Genomic DNA, 17,139 nt, shown 5'->3' with positions numbered 1-17,139 from the left:
TCGCAAGCGGGGGGCGAATCGGAGAGACACATGATCAGGACTACCCCGTACCGCCTGGACGCCTTGGGCGCCGCAGGTATCTTGCTGGCGCTCATGGTGCCAGCGCTGGCCTACACCGGTCAAAAGCTTGCCGGTCAAGCGAAGGTCACCATCACGCAAGGCCCATCCCGGGAAAGTCACCGACGAAGAGCTTGAGCGCGAATCCGGAGGCAGCGGCCTGCGTTATTCGTTCGACATCAAGAACGGCTCGCGGACGCAGGAAGTCGGCGTCGATGCCGCGAGCGGCAAGGTACTCGAAAACAAGACAGAAGGTCCCCATCCGGACTGACCCGCAGCATGGTCCCACGAACAAACCCGGTGCGTCCTCGCACGCGCCGGGTGGCCGGCTACATAACGGAAATGCAATCATGACCCCAGCCCAGAAATTCGCATTGAGCAAAGTCCCTGAAGTCACGCTCGGCTTCTGGATCATCAAAATTCTTGCCACAACGCTCGGCGAGACCGGCGGCGATACCGTCACCATGACGCTGAACTGGGGTTATTTGGCGGGGACAGCCTTGTTCGCGGTGCTGCTCATCGCCTTCGTGATCGCACAGATCGTCGCGAAACGCTTTCATCCGTTTCTCTACTGGGCGACCATCGTGGCCTCGACGACCTTCGGCACCACGATGGCCGACTTCGCCGACCGGTCGCTCGGGATCGGTTATACCGGCGGCTCATCGCTGCTGTTTCTCTGCCTCGTGAGCATCCTCGGGCTTTGGTATTGGTCGGAGGGAACGGTATCGGTCAACACCGTCTCCACGCCGAAGGTCGAGGCGTTTTACTGGGGAGCGATCACGTTCTCGCAAACCCTCGGCACTGCGCTCGGCGACTGGCTGGCCGACACCGGCGGCCTTGGCTATGAAGGGGGCGCTCTCGTCTTCGCGGCCGGGCTGGCCGTCGTTGTCGCACTCTATTATCGCACGAACGTGTCGCGGGTGCTGCTGTTCTGGGCGGCCTTCATTCTGACTCGTCCGCTTGGCGCGACGGTTGGCGACTTCCTCGATAAACCGGTCGCTGCCGGGGGTCTCAGTCTCAGCAGACCGCTCGCATCGGCCGTGATCGCAGCCTTCATCCTTGCCTGCCTGATCCTGTTGCCGCAGCGCGCGGGCAAGCATCCGGCGTGACGCTACTGCGGCTCTCAAGCGATGTCGATCCTCATGAGCGTTCGCAAATTTTCAAGCCTGGCGCGTCGAGCGATGCAGGATCGGTAGCCGTCCGAGAGCGGCTCCCCACGGTCAATTTGTCGTTCAATCAGCAATCGTTGTTCGGAGAAAGCCGCATGGACAGAATCGTCAGCACAGAAGCCAGCAAGGTGCCGGCTATCACGCTCGGATTCTGGGTCATCAAGATATTCGCGACCACTCTGGGCGAGGTGGGCGGCAACGCGGTGACGTTGACGTTGGGTCTCGGTTATCTGATCGGCACCGCCATCTTTGCCACCGTATTGATTGTGGCCGTGAGTTCTCAGATAAGGGCGAAGCGATTTCAGCCCTTCCTGTACTGGGCCGCCATCACCGCGACCACGCTCGCCGGAACGACGCTTGCCGATTTGGTCGATCGTTCGCTCGGCATTGGCTATCTCGGCGGCTCCCTGTCGCTCTTCACGATGGTCATGGCGACACTGGGCTTGTGGTATTGGTCGCTCGGCTCCGTCTCCGTCGAAACCGTTACTCGCCCAAAGTCGAAGCGTTCTACTGGGCGACCATCATGTTCTCGCAGACCCTCGGCACGGCGCTCGGCGACTGGATGGCAGATGACACCGGGCTCGGTTACAACGGCAGCGCGCTTGTGCTTGCCATCGTCTTGGCAATCGTCGCCGTTCTTTACTTCTTCACGAAAATGTCCCGCACCACGTTGTTCTGGGCGGCTTTCATCCTGACGCGTCCGCTGGGCGCCACAATTGCCAACTCGCTTGACAAGCCGGTCGCCGCCGGGGGGCTTGCCGTTGGCGACTTTTCCGCCTCGGCAGCCCTCATCGTCGTCATTGCCGTTTGCATTCTCGTTATTCCGCAGCGGCCGGGGCGGCATCCCGGCGCATATTCGCGAGTCCCCGAACTTCGCGGGCTCGATTGATCGCGGAATAGACTCCCGACACCACCATGGAGTTCTCAAATGGAGGAGCATCGTTCCACACCGCGCCGCCGGGTCTTGAAGGCTGCAACAATCGCGTTTGGTGGAGGCGCAATCAGTTGCACGGTTCGGAATCTTTCCGACTACGGCGCCTCGCTAGATGTGTGACATCACCGATCGGAAATTCCCGACGCCTTTTCGCTGGTAATTGAAAGTGGCTCGCAGCATTGCCGGATGATCTGGCGCAAGGAGAAGCGGATCGGTGTTCGCTTCACTGGGGCGAATGGCGAAAAATAGGAATGACAACGTGCGCTCGATCGCTTCGCGACGTGCCCGAAAGGCTTTCATCAGGCGGATGTAAGCAATCGTGCTGCGACGAGATCCACCTAAGCCCGATGACGCCAGACACTTTCGACGAGAATTGACGCAAGACCGGCGAACATGATTGCGCCGCCCCAGGCCGAACCGGCCGTCAGCCATGGCAGCACAAGCCATGCGGCGCCAAGCCACGCAATGATTATGAGCGCAAAGCTGCCGTCATCCACGAACAAGCCGAAAAGCTCTCGAATGATCGTCTTGAACCAGCGCATGCAGGAGTTCCTATCGTTTCGCGGCGCCGCGCGCGCCCGAGCGCATCCGGCAAAGCGGTGTTGCGATCAATGCGACGATCAGGAAGCCAGCAACGAGACCGAGGATCGACCAATCCTGAGCGGGCCATCGAAGTCCCATGCCTTCGCCGACCCAGAAAGTGCCAAACGCGGAGAGCAATACCCCGACCATAAACTTCAGGGTGTTCTCCGGGATAGACGCCAAAGGCTTGTGAACGACAAAGCCAAGCAGCACGACGACAAGCAGCGCGGCCAGCGCCCCCATGCTCGCCGGAACAAGCAAGCCCGCGCCGCCGGAACCCACAGCGATAACGATGAAGACCACCTCGATACCCTCGAGCATCGTGATCTTGAAGGCGGTTGCGATCGCGGCCCTGTCCCATCCTCGCTGGCGCTGCCCGAGCTTGCGCAGCGATTCCGTTTGCCTGGAATAGATCGCGTCCTCGTCATGCAAAGGAATAACGCCGGCCGAACGCAGAATTGCTTTGCGCAACCATCGCATTCCGAAGAGGAGCAGAAGCACCCCGACCGCGAGCTGGACGACATCCAGCGGGATGCGCGCGAGCGCCGGACCGGCCGCCACGACGATGGCCAGCAGCATGCCAAGTGCGGCCCCACTCCCGATCAGTGCGCCGCTCCAGCCGCGGACGGCGCCGACAGCCAGAACAACGGTCAGAGCTTCGACGAATTCCACGAGCGAGGCCAGAAATGCGGCAATCGTCGGCGGCCAAGCATGCGTCCAATCCACGATCATGTTGTTCTCCCGATGAGACCGTCGCGGACAGCGCCCAGATGCGATCCGAGGATGTAGAACGAATGTGGGGATGCCGAGTGTTGTATCTTATCCATGTCCGGTTGCTAGATGCCTGCTGCGACAGACCGAACCGATCCTGTATTCGCGTTAACTTGGTATGCTTTTAAAGGCTCTACTCGGCCGCGCGGTTCGGAACGAACTCGCGGTCGGGCTTCGTCCGGCTTTCGATAGATGCGAAGTAGGAATAAAGCGCGGGTAAGACCAGCAAGGTGAGCAGCGTCGCGCTCAACAGGCCGCCGATTACTACGGTCGCCAGCGGCTTCTGCACTTCTGCTCCCGTCCCCGTCGCAAGCGCCATCGGCACGAAGCCGAGCGAGGCGACCAGCGCCGTCATGACGACCGGACGAAACCGCGTCAGAGCGCCTTGGCTGATGGCTGCCTGCGTGCCGACTCCATCGGCAACCAGTCTTCGAATCTGGCTGAGCATCACCAATCCGTTCAGGACCGCGACGCCGGAGAGGGCAATAAAGCCGACCGCGGCCGAGATCGAGAACGGCATGCCGCGCAGCCATAGCGCAGCGATGCCGCCGGTCAGCGCGAGGGGCACCGCGCTGAAGACCAGAAGCGCGTCCCGCGCGGAACCAAGCGCGCCGAACAGCAGCAGGAATATCAAGAGGAAACAGCCGGGGACCACGAACATCAGACGCTGCCGGGCAACGGAGAAGTTCTCGAATTGGCCGCCCCAGGAAAGCCAGGTCCCGGGCGCCAGCTTGACCTTCTCTCCGATGATCGCCTGCGCCTCCGCGACCAACGATCCGATATCCCGCCCACGGACTTCGGCCGTCGCGACGACGCGCCGCTTGCCGTTCTCGCGGCTGATCTGGTTGGCGCCTTCGGTTTGCTCGAATGTCGCCAGAGCGCGAAGAGGGACGGACGCCACCGCGGCATTTTGCGTCAGTCGCGGCAATTGCACCGGCAGGTTTTCAAGCGCCGCGATATCGTTGCGCAGCGCGTCGTTCAGCCGGACGATGATCTGAAAACGCCGATCACCCTCGAACACCAGTCCGGCGACCCGGCCGCCGATCGCGGCTTCGATCACGTCCTGGACCGCAAGCAGGCTGAGGCCACGGCGTGCGATTTCGGCCTTGTCGATCTTGATCTCCAGGAACGGAAGCCCGGCGGTCTCTTCCACCTTGACGTTCTCGGCGCCGTCGATGCGCCGCAGCGCATGGGCGATGTTGCCGGCAGTCCGCTGCATCTGCTCGAAATCGTCGCCGAAGACCTTGACCGCCAGATCCTCGCGCACGCCGGCGATCAGCTCATTGAACCGCATTTCGATGGGCTGGGAGAAGCCGAGCTTGTTCCCCGGCAATTTCGAGGCTTCAACCTCGATCTGCTTGATGAGATCGTCTTTTGTCATCGACGGGTCGGGCCACTCGGCCTGCGGCTTGACGATGATGTAGGTGTCGGACGCGTTCGGCGGCATCGGGTCGGCGGCGAGGTCCGGCGTTCCGGTGCGGGAGAACACGAACGCCACCTGCGGAAACTTGCTGACGACACTCTCGATCTGGAGTTGCATCGCTTGCGATTGGGTTATCGACGTACTCGGGATTCGCTTGACCTCCATCACGATGTTCTTTTCGTCCAGCGTCGGTGTGAACTCCTGCCCCAGCCGGGTGAACAGCAGACTCGCTGCGACGAAGAGGATCGCGGCGACACCGATCACAGGCAGCGGAGACGCGATCACCCGCGTCAATAGCGGCGCATAGCCCGCCTTCAGCTTGCGGATGATGGCGTTTTCCTGCTCGCTAACCGGTTTGGTGACAGTCAGCGCGACCATCGCCGGGACGAATGTCAACGAGACGACGAAGGCCGCGACGAGCGCGATGATGACCGTCAGCGCCATCGGCTCGAACGTCTTGCCCTCGACGCCGGTGAACGTCAGCAGCGGCACGTAGACGAGAATGATGATAAGCTGGCCGTAGACCGTCGGCCGGATCATCTCGATGGCGGATTCCTTGACGGTCTGGAGCCGTTCGTCCAGCGCCAGCATTCGCCCGACCTGGCGCTGACGCTCAGCAAGGTGGCGGAGACTGTTTTCCGCGATGATCACGGCGCCGTCGACGATCAGTCCGAAGTCCAAGGCGCCCAAGCTCATGAGATTGGCGCTGATCTTGCCCTGCAGCATGCCCGTTGCGGTCAGCATCATGGTGACCGGGATGACACACGCAGTCACCACCGCGGCCCGCAGGTTGCCTAACAGGAGGAACAGCACGACGATAACGAGCAGAGCGCCTTCCGCCAGGTTGGTGGCGACAGTCTCGATGGTGGCATCGACCAATTGCGTCCGGTTGAGCACGGTGTGGGCATAGATGCCGGGCGGAAGCGTGCGGCTGATCTCCTTGATCTTCGCATCCGCCGCCGCTGCGACCGTACGGCTGTTGCCTCCGATCAGCATCAGCGTTGTTCCGAGGACGACCTCGCGGCCGTTGACGCTGGCGCTGCCGGTGCGCAACTCCTTACCGATCACGACATCGGCAACGTCCTTGACGCGGATCGGGACACCCGCCCGCGTGGCCACGACGATTTGCGAGATGTCCTCGATGTTTTCGACGCGACCACTGGCCCGGACCACGTAACCTTCGCCGTTTTGCTCGATGTAGTTGGCGCCTCGGCTGACGTTATTGGCCTCGATGGCCTCGATGACCTGATTGAGCGATAGTCCAAAGCTGATCAGTCGCTGCGGGTCGGGTTGCACCTGGAACTGCTTGACGAAACCACCGATAGCATCGGCGCCAGCCACCCCGGGGACCGTCTTCATCTGCGGACGGATGATCCAGTCCTGCACGGTGCGCAGATACACCGTCCGCTGAAAATCGTTTGTCAGGCGCTCACCTTCGGGCGTCAGATAGGTTCCATCGGACTGCCAGCCGGGCTGGCCGTTGTGCACCGGTGCAACCGCGCTGGGTTTGGCGTATTCGACCGCCCACCAATAGATCTCGCCAAGTCCGGTCGAGATTGGCCCGAGCTTAATGTCGACGCCGGGCGGAAGATTGGCCTTGGCCTCGTTGATGCGCTCCGAAACCTGCTGGCGCGCGAAGTAGATGTTGGTACGGTCGGTGAACACGGCCGTGATCTGGGCAAAACCGTTCCGCGAAAAGGACCGCGTCGATTCCAAACCGGGCGTGCCGGCCAGCACTGTTTCCAGTGCCACGGTGATCTGCTTCTCGATTTCGACCGGCGTCAGCGCCGGGGCCGCGGCGTTGACCTGGACCTGGACGTTGGTGACATCCGGAACCGCATCGATCGGAAGCTTGGTCAGAGACCAGAAACCCGAGGCGACTGCCGCCAGCGTAATCAGCAGGACGAGCCATCGGCGCCGGACCGAAAAATCGATGATGCTTTCGATCATCGCTCAGTCCTCGTCCCGCGGCTTCGAAAGCTCGGCCTTGAGCGAGAACGTGTTCGTCGTGGCGACGGCCTCGCCGGGCGTCAGGCCGGACACGATCTCGACGACCTGATCCTCTCTCTCGCCAACCACGACATTGCGCTTTTCGAAGCCGTCTTTGGTCCGGACGAACACGATCGGTTGGCCGGCCAGCTTCTGGATGGCGGTCGCGAGCACCACGACGGGCACGGTCCGCTCCTCGAGGGCGATTGCCGCCGTGACGAACGATCCCGGCCGCCAAGTCCGGTCGGGATTTGGGATTTCAGCCACGACGCGCGCCGTGCGCGTATCCTTGTCGACCAGCGGGCTCACGAACACGACCTTGCCGATGGCTGTCGTGGCAAGACCTCTTGCGGAAATTTTGACCGATTGGCCTTCCTTGATCAAAGGAAGGTCGGAGGAGGCGACAGACAATTCCACCCAGACACGGCTCAGATCGACCACGACGAACAATTCGGTCTCCAGACTGTCCCGGCCGACGGCTGTGCCCAACTCGACCTTGCGTTCGGCCACCCGCCCGGAGATCGGCGAGCGCACATCCTGGCGTCGAAGCGAAGCCTCTGGAGCCCCGGGCACCGCGATGATCTCCCTTTCGCCGAGGCCTAGCGCAAGCAATTTCTGCCGCGCGATCTTGACGCGCATTTCGGTCTGCGCCGCGGCGTTGCGCGACCGCAGGTATTGCTGCTCGGTGCCTACACGGCTGTCCCAGAGCGTCTTGTCGCGGGTGGACAAATCCTGTTGCAGATCGTTTGTAAGTCCGGCTGCCAGATATTCGCTCTTGGCATCCGCGACCTCGCGGCTTTCGAGGACGGCGATCACTTCATCCCTTGCGACATCTTCACCGATATTCTTGCGCAGCTCCGCGACCGTCCCCGATAGCTTGACCGAGACATGTGCGATCCGGTCCGCGTCGGGAACAACCGAACCCGGAACAACGAGACGCTTGGCGATTGCTGCCGGTCCTACGTCGACCAGATCGATCTGCGCGAGCTTGATCTGCTCATCACTCATAGACAGAAGGCTGGAGATCAGCTCCGGTGCCGACGGCTTGGGCAATATTGCCGTCTTGGCCGGCGGTCCCATCCCGATTGCCCGTTGAAGGGTCGTCGACAGACCCAGCGCGAAAATCGCGGCTCCTCCCGCGAACGCAAGCACAACGATTGTCGAGCGACTCATCATGATACTCTTCCGACGTGGAGCCAGCGCGCCACCGTCACAGATATTTGGAAATGGCCTTGAATTCATCGACGACGGTTCTTGTCGATTTGCCGGGCCCGCTCACGGCGCGATCGAGGCAATGGTCGACGTGGTCGTGGATCAATGTGCGCTTCGCCTCGCCGATGGCCTTCTCGACGGCATGAAGCTGCTGAGCCAGATCCAGGCACGACCGGCCTTCGTCGAACATGTCGATGACACGACGTAGGTGACCCTCGGCGCGCCGGAGCCGCCTGACGATATTGGGATGCGTTTCGTGAACGTGAACTTTTGCCATCCGCGGAACCTATCCTCCCGGGGGGGATATGCCAACCCGAAGTTACAAGCTTGAAAAGGATAGGGGGGTAGGCTATATTGTCGCATGAGCCACACCGTCCGCGAGAAAAAGAAGCTGCTTGCGCGAGTTCGCCGCATCCGCGGTCAGTTTGAAGCCATCGAGCGTGCCTTAAGCGAAGAAGCCGAGTGCGAGCGCATCATGCACATGATTGCCGGCATCCGTGGGAGTGTCGCAGGTCTGATGGCCGAGGTCGTGGAGGATCACATCCGCACCCATCTGGTCGATCCCCAGAAGAATCCCGGCGCGCTCAATGCGGATGCGGCGGATCAACTGATCGAAGTCGTTCACACCTACCTGAAGTAAGGACACGCCATGGCCGTCGACCAGACGATCGATCGTTCTGCCGCGCATGATCACGTTTTTCTGGGTGAAGATCACGACAAGGCCGCGCGCAGGACCTGGGCGGTCATCGGGCTGTGCGGCCTCATGATGATCGCGGAGATCGTCGGCGGCGCACTGTTCGGATCGTTGGCCCTGATCGCAGACGGTCTGCATATGTCGACGCACGCCGGCGCGCTTCTGTTGGCGGCGTTGGCCTATACGTATGCGCGCCGACATGCCCACGACCGGAATTTCACCTTCGGCACCGGAAAGTTCGGAGACCTCGCCGGATACAGTAGCGCGATCATATTGGCGATGATCGCCTTGCTGATCGGTTATGAGGCGGTATCGCGTTTTCTGTCCCCCGTCGCCATCAGTTTCAACGAGGCCATTCCGATCGCCGTGCTCGGTCTCGCGGTTAATCTGGTCAGCGCATGGTTGCTGTCCGGCGGTCATCACGGGCACAGCCACGGTCATTCGCACGGCCACGAACATCCCCTCGATCACGGCGGGGATGTTCACCGGATCGACCTCGGGGCCGGCGCGATCGAACTTGAAGTTTTTGAAAACGGTGTGCCGCCTCGTTTCCGATTGCGGCTTCCGGATGGCCTGCAGTTACATGCTTCGCACGTCACCGTTGAAACCATAAGACCTGCGGGCGGCAGACAGACATTCACATTCGCGGATCGCGGAGGATATCTGGAATCGCTCGACGAAATTCCGGAACCTCATGAGTTTGCGGCCAAGGTCCGTCTAAAGCAGGACGATCAGTTCAAGGAATTTGAAGAAAGTTTCGAAGAGCACGATCACGATGCGCCAGCGGGCGCTCATCATCGTGACAACAACATGCGTGCCGCGGTCGTTCACGTGGCGGCCGACGCCGCCGTTTCGGTGCTGGTGATTGTCGGACTTCTCCTCGCGCGCACCTTCGGATGGCTCTGGATGGATCCGCTCGCCGGCCTTATCGGCGCCGTCGTCATCGCAAACTGGTCGTTCGGACTTTTACGCGATACCGGCGGCATATTGCTGGACCGCAATCCGGACCCGCGGATGGCGGAAAAGGTCAGACAGACGATCGAGCGCGACGGAGATCGGGTGACCGACCTGCACCTTTGGCGGCTGGGACCCGGACACCTTGGAGCAATCGTCGCCATCGCCACCGAGAAACGCCGCGAAGCCGAATATTATCGCCGCATGCTTGGCAAGTTCGGCGATTTGTCCCACGTTACAATCGAGGTCAGTGATCAGGCGACGCGGCTAGTGCGACGGGATCAATAAAAACTGCACTGGCACGGCCCCATGAGGATGGGCCTAACCTGCTTCAGTAATAACCGTGTCCGGGGCAGGACGAAGACCTATACCAGCGTCGATGGCAGGTTCGGACCCTTTCAGCACCGCGAGACGCTAAATGGCAGAACACTTGGCCCAGCAATGGTCAAAGTCCTTGCCTTTTCGATGCAACCAACAAAAAAGCTCCGCCGTGTGGGGCGGGGGAAAGTAGGCGCAGCATTATTGCTGCGCTGACAGTCTAGCCAAAGGCGTCACGGCATCAAACTTAAACTTTGACGGCTTGTTCGAAGCGAGTCTCGGTATTCAAGGTAGCATATGACAGACAATTTAAGGAGATCGATGAGTTTGTTTGCATCTTTGGCGAGCGCGACTGCAATTGCTTACGTCGCAGACTACGCGGCGCATTTTGAGTGGCACTTCTCTCGGGTTGTGGTCAGGAGGGACGCTCTCGTCGCAGCCGTTCTTCTCGGGGTTGTGGTCGGCGCCAAATTGATATTTCAAAGGCGGCGTAAGAGCGGTCCGTTGGCCTCGCGGCTTTCGCGAGCCTCCAATTCTTCTCATTCAAACAATTTCCCTAAGCCCCAACAGCAGAGGCATATCAATGAGGCCGCGTGCGAAGCATTACGCACATGGTCGACCGCATCTGAGGAGGGCGTGCACTTGGCTGCTCAAGCAAGGTCCTGACTACATCGACACTTCCCAACTATTGTACCGGGCAGGATAGACTCTGGGAAACGCCCGTTCAGGTCGGCGAGTGTAATATTGTTGCGGATCGACACGGACTAACTTCAGGTGATAGGCTCGTTGGGATCAAGGAGAGTGAGTTCCATTTGACGTTCGCGTCTGACCCGTCTGGAAAACGTCGCTTGCGCAGCCCGCGCGGCATTGCGGCTGTGTTCCTGATGGTTGCCTATTTGTTGGCCGGGACGCTGCATAGCCTCTACGATATCGACGTAACGAACCCCGCCGGCAGTTCGATCGTTGCAACGCAGATGAACAAGGACGTCGACCTTTCCGGCAAGGGCTTGGCGGTCGAACACCATTGCCATGGGTGTTTTTCTGTGTCCGTCCCGATCCCTGTCATTTTAGCGACGCCGCTTGAACCAACATCCAAGTTGATTCTGGCGCGATTGACGCATGATTCCGGTCTGGCACCGGGACTCGATCCGCCCCCACCACGGCATCTGACCTGAAAATCGTCGCCGGGGCGCTCTGCGCCCTGAATTGTCGTTTTCGAGGTCATTTTTATGTTTTCCAAATGTGCTCCGGCGCGCCTCTTGTGCGTGTCGCTGATCCTATTCGGGCTGCCCTCGAGCATTGCCTGGGCCGCGTCGCGGCCAATGACGCTTCAGCATGCGTTACAGCGAGCGCTTGCAGCCAATCCGCGTCTCACCGCCTCCGAGCGGGATGTCGGCATTGCAACCGGCCAGCGAATCCAGGCCGGGGCGCTTTTCAATCCCGACCTGTCTTACGAACAGGACAATTCGCTCGGCTCGGGACCCTACCGCGGCACGCGGTCGGCCGAGACGACTCTGCAGATCAGCCAACTGTTCGAGTTGTTCGGCAAACGCGATGCGCGCATCGCGGCGGGAGCGGCCGGGGTCAACGTTGCCGTCATCCAGCGCAAGGCTGTTCGACTGGAGGTCCTGTCGGAGACGGCGGTGGCCTTCCTGACGGTGCTCGGCGCGCAACGGCGCGTCCAGATTTTGGACGATCAGGTTGCCGCCATCGACCGTCTGACGCCCTTGCTGCAACGGCGCGTCGAGGCCGGCGCGTCATCGCCGGCTGAAACGGGGCGGGCTGAGGTCGCCTCCGATCTCGTCAAGGCCGACCGTGAACGCGTCAAAGCTTCGCTGTCGAGCGCGCGGCGCGACCTTGCAGTTCTCATGGGCGATACGTCTCCGCGATTTTCGACAGTGACGGGCCGTCTAGAAACGGTTGGGCGTCCGCCATCGTTTAAAGCCGTCATTGCCGCCATCGATGCAAATCCCCAATTGGTGCGGTGGACGGCGGTCTATGCGCAGCGGAATGCCGAATTGCTGCTAGCGCGGCTCAAGCCCTATCCCGACGTGCGGGTGAGCGCGGGCTGGCGGCACTTCAATGAAACCGGCGACAATGCCGTGCGGCTGGGAATCTCTATTCCGATCCCGGTGTTTGACCAGAACCAGGGCAACATCCTCTCCGCACAGGAAAGCTTGGCAAAAGCCGCCGCCGAAAGAGCGGCGAACAAGGCCACGCTCGTTGTGCTGGCGGGGCGAGCCTATGACTCTCTGGAAGGGTCGCTGCGCGAGCTTGCGATCCTCAGGAAGTCCGCAATCCCGAAGGCGGAAGCTGCGGCGCAGGCGATCTTCGACGGCTACGGCCAGGGACGGTTCACGCTGCTTGAAGTCCTCGATGCGCAAGCCACGCTCGCCCAGGCTCGGCTGCGCGAGCAGGAAGCGTTGCAGAATTTCCATATTGCCGTGGCGACGATCGAAGGTCTTGTCGGCAACCCGTTTTCGCTCACACATCAGAGTTCAAGATGATCAAGGCAATTGTTCGCTACTCCGTGTTCATTCTGGTCGCCGTCGCGCTGGGCTACGGCGGCTATCGCATGCTGATGCCAGCAAGCTCGAAAGTCACACCCACCGAAAAAACGGACAAGGACGAGCACTCAGAGAGCATTATCCTGAGCGACGCCAAGGTCGAGGCTTCGGAGATCGAACTCGTGAAAGCCTCATCCGGCGTGCTGCGCGAAAGCCTTTTCCTCAACGGCATTGTCCAACCGAACCAGGAATCGCTGGTCCAGGTTACACCCCGCTTCCCGGGGATCGTCCGCGACGTGCGCAAGCGGATCGGCAACGCCGTCCAGAAGGGTGACGTCCTTGCAGTCATCGAGAGCAACCAAAGCCTAACCCAGTACGAATTAAAGGCCTCGTTGGCCGGAACGGTGATCGATCGCCAGATCACGTTGGGCGAGTACGCTTCCGAGCAGAAGCCCGCTTTCGTGGTCGCGGATTTGTCGACCGTATGGGTCGATTTCTCGGTCTATCGGCGCGATCTCAAGCGGGTCAGTGTCGGTGACCAAGTGTTCATCGATCCAGCGGACGGCGGCGCGCCAATCGATGCGAAAATTTCCTATCTCTCCCCGGTTGGCAGCAGTGACACCCAGAGTGCGATCGCTAGGGCAATGGTACCGAACGCCGGACAACGGCTTCGCCCGGGACTCTTCGTCACCGGTCGTTTGATGCTCACCGCGAAAAAGGTCGGCGTCGCGGTGAAATCATCGGCGCTGCAGACCGTGGAAAACCGCACGATCGTCTTCGTTCGCAACGGCGAAAAGTTCGAGGCACGAAACGTTGTAATCGGTGAACGCGATCCGCAGCTCGTCGAGATCACCGACGGCGTTCTGGACGGCGACGTCTATGCGGCCAAGAACAGCTTCATCGTAAAGGCTGAGATGACGAAAGGAGCGGGCGGTGATGAACACTGAGAACGACATGATTTTGATCACCGCGTTGATCAGACCTCACATGGAGGGCCATGTGGTCCGCGCCCTTCATGATCTCACGAATTTTCCAGGTTTTACCTTCGACGAGGTGCGCGGCCAGGGCCGCGGCCGGGGACAGGGCGGGTCGTATGTCGCGAGCGATGAGGACATCACCTACCACCAGTTTCTGGAACTGAGGCTTGTCTGCCGGTCGGACCAAGCGGCGCCGATCTGCGAACGCATTGCAGCGGCCGCTTGGACCGGTCGGAAAGGCGATGGCGTGATCTACACAACGTCCGTGCATTCGTTCGGACGCATCCGGGAGATCGGCGAGCATCAGGAGCAGCGTCATGATTGATGGAATTCTGTCGTTCGCCATCCGGCAGCGATGGCTGGTCATGATCGGCATTCTCATCATGGCGGCCCTCGGCGCCTGGAATTTCACCCGGCTGCCGATCGACGCGGTGCCCGACATCACCAACGTCCAGGTCCAGATCAACAGCAGCGCGCCTGGCTATTCGCCGCTGGAGGTCGAGCAGCGGATCACGTTTCCGATCGAGACCGCCATGGGCGGGCTGCCGCATCTCGACAGCACGCGCTCACAGTCACGTTACGGCTTGAGCCAGGTCACGATCATCTTCAAGGATGGGACCGACATCTATTTCGCCAGGCAGTTGGTCAACGAGCGCATCCAGCAGGTCAAGGACCAACTGCCCGCCGGCGTCGAGACCGCGATGGGACCGATCTCGACAGGACTCGGCGAAATCTATTTGTTCACGGTCGAAGCGAAGCCCGGCGCCCGTAAAGAGGGCGGCGGCGATTATACGCCGAGCGATCTGCGGACGATCCAGGACTGGATCATCAAACCACAGTTGCGCAACGTCCCGGGCGTCATCGAGGTCAACACCATCGGAGGCTTCGAGAAGCAATTTCATGTGCTGCCGGACCCGGCGCAACTGATGGCCTACAAGCTCAGCTTCCGCGACGTGATGACGGCGCTGGCGTCGAACAACGCCAATGTGGGTGCAGGCTATATCGAGCGGAATGGCGAGCAATATCTGGTTCGGACGCCGGGCCAGGTGGCGAACGTCGAGGAAATCAAGGAAATTGTGATTGGCTCTCACAATGGCGTTCCGGTTCGAATCGGAGACGTCGCCGAGGTGAGGGAAGGCAAGGATCTGCGGACCGGCGCGGCCACCGTGAACGGCAAGGAAACCGTTCTCGGAACCGCAATGCTGCTGATCGGCGAGAACAGTCGCGCTGTCGCGCAGCGGGTTGCCGCCAAACTCAAGGAGATCGGCCGATCGTTGCCGGATGGCGTGATCGCGCGCGCGGTATATGACCGAACGCACCTTGTCGAGGCGACGGTTGCGACCGTGGAAAAAAACCTGGTCGAAGGTGCGCTGCTCGTTATCGTGATTCTCTTCATGATCTTGGGAAATTTCAAAGCGGCGATCGCGACCGCATGCGTGATTCCTCTAGCCATGCTGTTCACGATCACCGGCATGGTGGAGAACAAGGTCAGCGCCAACCTGATGAGCCTCGGCGCCATTGACTTCGGCATCATCATCGACGGCGCAGTCATCATCGTCGAGAACTGCCTGCGGCTATTGGCGGAAGAACAGCATCGGCAGGGCCGATTGCTCAATCGTCAGGAACGGTTCGAGACCATTCTCGCCGGGTCGAGGGAGGTGATCGGTCCCAGTTTGTTCGGAACCTTGATCATCGGCGTGGTCTACCTGCCCATCCTCACGCTGACTGGCGTCGAAGGCAAGATGTTCACGCCGATGGCCTTGACGGTCCTGATGGCGCTCACCGGCGCCAGCATCCTGTCGCTCACCTTCGTGCCGGCGGCGGTTGCCCTCTTGGTGACCGGAAAGGTCTCCGAACACGAAAACTTCTTCATGCGCGGCGCGCGAAAGCTCTACACGCCGTTGCTGTCCGCCTCGATTCGCAACCGTTTCGGTGTCGCCGCCGTCGCCGCGTTGCTGGTCATCGTCTGCGGCATCGCCGCGACGCGCATGGGCGGTGAATTCATTCCCAGCCTCGACGAGGGGGATGTCGCGCTGCAGGCGATCCGGATCCCGGGAACGAGCCTGACCCAGTCGCTGGAAATGCAGGCGATGCTCGAAAAGCGGCTGCTGAAGATTCCCGAGGTCAAGGAGGCCTTCGCACGGACCGGCACCGCAGAAGTCGCAACCGATCTGATGCCACCGTCGACTTCGGATGGTTACGTAATGTTGAAGCCGCGCAAGGAATGGCCTGATCCGGAGAAGAGCAAGGCCGCGGTGGTTCGTGAAATCCAGGAAGCCGCCAAAGACGTTCCGGGCAGCGTGTACGAGATATCGCAGCCGATCGAAATGCGCTTCAACGAATTAATCTCCGGGGTCCGCAGCGACGTCGGTGTCAAGATTTTTGGCGACGATCTCGACACGCTGGTCCAATCGGCAGCAAAGGTGCAAGCCGTGTTGCAGAATGTTCAAGGCGCGGCCGACGTCAAGACCGAACAAGCCTCCGGCTTGCCGGTGTTGACGGTGAAGCTCAATAGACAGGCCTTGTCACGATACGGAATCAATGTGTCGGACGTCCAGAATTTGATCGAAATCGCCGTTGGGGGAAAACCCTCCGGCCTTGTCTTTGAGGGAGACCGGCGCTTCAAGATCGTGGTTAGGCTTCCGGAGTATCTGCGATCTGACATTCAGGCGGTCCGGGCGCTGCCGGTGCCATTGCCTCCTCTGGAGAACGACGCCAAGGCAAAGCCAGCGGTTTGGAACAATTCGCCGCTTGCTCAAATCCGGTACGTGCCGCTTTCCGAACTTGCCGAAATCGACGTTGCGTTGGGTCCCAATCAGATCAGCCGCGAAAACGGCAAGCGGCGCATCGTGGTTACCGCCAACGTGCGCGGCCGTGATCTCGGGTCATTCGTTGCCGACGCACAGAAACAGGTCGAGGAGAAAGTGAAATTGCCGGCGGGCTACTGGATCGGATGGGGCGGCCAATTCGAACAGCTTGTTTCCGCCACGCAACGATTGACGATCGTCGTGCCGATCGCGCTTTTGCTGATCCTTTTGCTCCTTTTTATGAGCCTGGGATCAATGGCCGATGCGTTGCTGGTGTTCAGTGGGGTGCCGCTCGCACTGACGGGCGGCATCGTGGCACTCTTGCTGCGCGGCATCCCATTGTCGATCAGCGCGGGGATCGGCTTCATCGCGTTGTCCGGCGTAGCGGTGCTCAATGGTCTGGTCATCATCACCTTCATTGAGCGCCTGAGGCGAGAAGGACATGCCCTTGTCGATGCGGTCCGCGAAGGTGCGCTGACCCGGCTGCGACCCGTGTTGATGACGGCGCTGGTCGCCTCGCTCGGCTTCGTGCCGATGGCGGTTGCCACCGGTGCGGGCGCCGAGGTGCAGCGACCACTGGCGACCGTGGTGATCGGCGGAATCATCTCCTCGACGATCTTGACGTTGCTGGTGTTGCCCGCGCTCTACGTCCTGTTCAGACGGGAAGATCCGGAGAATGGCGGCTCGAACTCGCCCGCTGTGGAGGGAGTAAACCCATGAGGTGTCTCGCCGCGGGGATCATCGT

The 17,139-nt window shown here is 60.8% G+C and carries 14 protein-coding genes and 2 pseudogenes; 11 read left to right on the top strand and 5 right to left on the bottom strand.

Features of this window, described 5'->3' with window-relative positions; genetic code table 11:
- The first annotated feature begins 127 nt into the window (after positions 1-127).
- From RBJ75_RS28700 to RBJ75_RS28685, 4 genes and pseudogenes are all read left to right on the top strand, one after another.
- The gene (locus RBJ75_RS28700) at positions 128-328 is read left to right on the top strand and encodes a PepSY domain-containing protein (RefSeq protein WP_201776303.1); all 201 of its coding nucleotides are present in this window, start codon (positions 128-130) and stop codon (positions 326-328) included.
- A gap of 79 nt (positions 329-407) precedes the next feature.
- Positions 408-1,166 (top strand): membrane protein, encoded by a 759-nt coding sequence (locus RBJ75_RS28695; RefSeq protein WP_044408959.1) that lies wholly within the window; start codon positions 408-410, stop codon positions 1,164-1,166.
- Between the two features lie 155 nt (positions 1,167-1,321).
- A pseudogene (locus RBJ75_RS28690) lies at positions 1,322-2,115 on the top strand (hypothetical protein).
- 39 nt (positions 2,116-2,154) lie between these two features.
- A pseudogene (locus RBJ75_RS28685) lies at positions 2,155-2,409 on the top strand (PilZ domain-containing protein).
- An 89-nt stretch (positions 2,410-2,498) separates the two neighbouring features.
- On the opposite strand, the gene RBJ75_RS28680 reads toward RBJ75_RS28685, so the two are convergent.
- From RBJ75_RS28680 to RBJ75_RS28660, 5 genes are all read right to left on the bottom strand, one after another.
- Entirely contained in the window at positions 2,499-2,702 is a 204-nt protein-coding gene (locus RBJ75_RS28680) for a hypothetical protein (protein ID WP_044408965.1), read from the bottom strand.
- A gap of 10 nt (positions 2,703-2,712) precedes the next feature.
- Positions 2,713-3,474: a COG4280 domain-containing protein gene (locus tag RBJ75_RS28675; protein ID WP_044408968.1), complete on the bottom strand. Its 762-nt coding sequence runs from the start codon at positions 3,472-3,474 to the stop codon at positions 2,713-2,715.
- 172 nt (positions 3,475-3,646) lie between these two features.
- Positions 3,647-6,886 (bottom strand): efflux RND transporter permease subunit, encoded by a 3,240-nt coding sequence (locus RBJ75_RS28670; RefSeq protein WP_044408970.1) that lies wholly within the window; start codon positions 6,884-6,886, stop codon positions 3,647-3,649.
- A 3-nt stretch (positions 6,887-6,889) separates the two neighbouring features.
- Positions 6,890-8,101 (bottom strand): efflux RND transporter periplasmic adaptor subunit, encoded by a 1,212-nt coding sequence (locus RBJ75_RS28665; protein ID WP_052628881.1) that lies wholly within the window; start codon positions 8,099-8,101, stop codon positions 6,890-6,892.
- Between the two features lie 34 nt (positions 8,102-8,135).
- A complete protein-coding gene (locus tag RBJ75_RS28660; protein WP_044408971.1) occupies positions 8,136-8,414 on the bottom strand; it encodes a metal-sensing transcriptional repressor in 279 nt (92 codons plus the stop codon).
- An 84-nt stretch (positions 8,415-8,498) separates the two neighbouring features.
- On the opposite strand from RBJ75_RS28660, the gene RBJ75_RS28655 reads away from it, so the two are divergent.
- The 7 genes from RBJ75_RS28655 (at position 8,499) to RBJ75_RS28625 (ending at position 17,114) form a co-directional block, all read left to right on the top strand.
- On the top strand, positions 8,499-8,777 hold the full coding sequence (locus tag RBJ75_RS28655) for a metal/formaldehyde-sensitive transcriptional repressor (protein WP_044408972.1): 279 nt from the start codon (positions 8,499-8,501) through the stop codon (positions 8,775-8,777).
- Positions 8,778-8,786: 9 nt separating this feature from the next.
- Complete coding sequence (dmeF, locus tag RBJ75_RS28650) at positions 8,787-10,073, top strand: CDF family Co(II)/Ni(II) efflux transporter DmeF (protein ID WP_044408973.1); 1,287 nt, start codon at positions 8,787-8,789, stop codon at positions 10,071-10,073.
- An 878-nt stretch (positions 10,074-10,951) separates the two neighbouring features.
- A complete protein-coding gene (locus RBJ75_RS28645) occupies positions 10,952-11,278 on the top strand; it encodes a hypothetical protein (protein WP_234707364.1) in 327 nt (108 codons plus the stop codon).
- 54 nt (positions 11,279-11,332) lie between these two features.
- On the top strand, positions 11,333-12,610 hold the full coding sequence (ihpA, locus tag RBJ75_RS28640; RefSeq protein WP_044408977.1) for a divalent metal ion exporter subunit IhpA: 1,278 nt from the start codon (positions 11,333-11,335) through the stop codon (positions 12,608-12,610).
- Positions 12,607-13,557: a divalent metal ion exporter adaptor subunit IhpB gene (gene ihpB, locus RBJ75_RS28635; protein WP_173427337.1), complete on the top strand. Its 951-nt coding sequence runs from the start codon at positions 12,607-12,609 to the stop codon at positions 13,555-13,557. The genes ihpA and ihpB overlap by 4 nt, the downstream gene beginning before the upstream one ends.
- Positions 13,547-13,912 carry a P-II family nitrogen regulator gene (locus RBJ75_RS28630; protein ID WP_044408980.1) on the top strand — a complete coding sequence of 122 codons (366 nt, stop codon included), beginning with the start codon at positions 13,547-13,549 and terminating at the stop codon, positions 13,910-13,912. The genes ihpB and RBJ75_RS28630 overlap by 11 nt, the downstream gene beginning before the upstream one ends.
- Positions 13,905-17,114: an efflux RND transporter permease subunit gene (locus RBJ75_RS28625; protein WP_044408983.1), complete on the top strand. Its 3,210-nt coding sequence runs from the start codon at positions 13,905-13,907 to the stop codon at positions 17,112-17,114. The genes RBJ75_RS28630 and RBJ75_RS28625 overlap by 8 nt, the downstream gene beginning before the upstream one ends.
- Positions 17,115-17,139: the final 25 nt, after the last annotated feature.

This window comes from Rhodopseudomonas sp. BAL398 (assembly GCF_033001325.1).
Taxonomy (GTDB): domain Bacteria; phylum Pseudomonadota; class Alphaproteobacteria; order Rhizobiales; family Xanthobacteraceae; genus JARJEH01.
The sequence above is the reverse complement of the archived record's forward strand: the minus strand, read 5'-3'. Positions and strand labels throughout refer to the sequence as shown.

Bases quoted from the DNA above. Each gene is read 5' to 3' on its own strand.
- RBJ75_RS28655 (WP_044408972.1), top strand. From the start codon at position 8,499: ATGAGCCACACCGTCCGCGAGAAAAAGAAGCTGCTTGCGCGAGTTCGC.
- RBJ75_RS28680 (WP_044408965.1), bottom strand. From the start codon at position 2,702: ATGCGCTGGTTCAAGACGATCATTCGAGAGCTTTTCGGCTTGTTCGTG.
- dmeF (WP_044408973.1), top strand. From the start codon at position 8,787: ATGGCCGTCGACCAGACGATCGATCGTTCTGCCGCGCATGATCACGTT.
- RBJ75_RS28630 (WP_044408980.1), top strand. From the start codon at position 13,547: ATGAACACTGAGAACGACATGATTTTGATCACCGCGTTGATCAGACCT.
- RBJ75_RS28625 (WP_044408983.1), top strand. From the start codon at position 13,905: ATGATTGATGGAATTCTGTCGTTCGCCATCCGGCAGCGATGGCTGGTC.
- RBJ75_RS28660 (WP_044408971.1), bottom strand. From the start codon at position 8,414: ATGGCAAAAGTTCACGTTCACGAAACGCATCCCAATATCGTCAGGCGG.
- ihpA (WP_044408977.1), top strand. From the start codon at position 11,333: ATGTTTTCCAAATGTGCTCCGGCGCGCCTCTTGTGCGTGTCGCTGATC.
- RBJ75_RS28665 (WP_052628881.1), bottom strand. From the start codon at position 8,101: ATGATGAGTCGCTCGACAATCGTTGTGCTTGCGTTCGCGGGAGGAGCC.
- RBJ75_RS28675 (WP_044408968.1), bottom strand. From the start codon at position 3,474: ATGATCGTGGATTGGACGCATGCTTGGCCGCCGACGATTGCCGCATTT.
- RBJ75_RS28695 (WP_044408959.1), top strand. From the start codon at position 408: ATGACCCCAGCCCAGAAATTCGCATTGAGCAAAGTCCCTGAAGTCACG.
- ihpB (WP_173427337.1), top strand. From the start codon at position 12,607: ATGATCAAGGCAATTGTTCGCTACTCCGTGTTCATTCTGGTCGCCGTC.
- RBJ75_RS28670 (WP_044408970.1), bottom strand. From the start codon at position 6,886: ATGATCGAAAGCATCATCGATTTTTCGGTCCGGCGCCGATGGCTCGTC.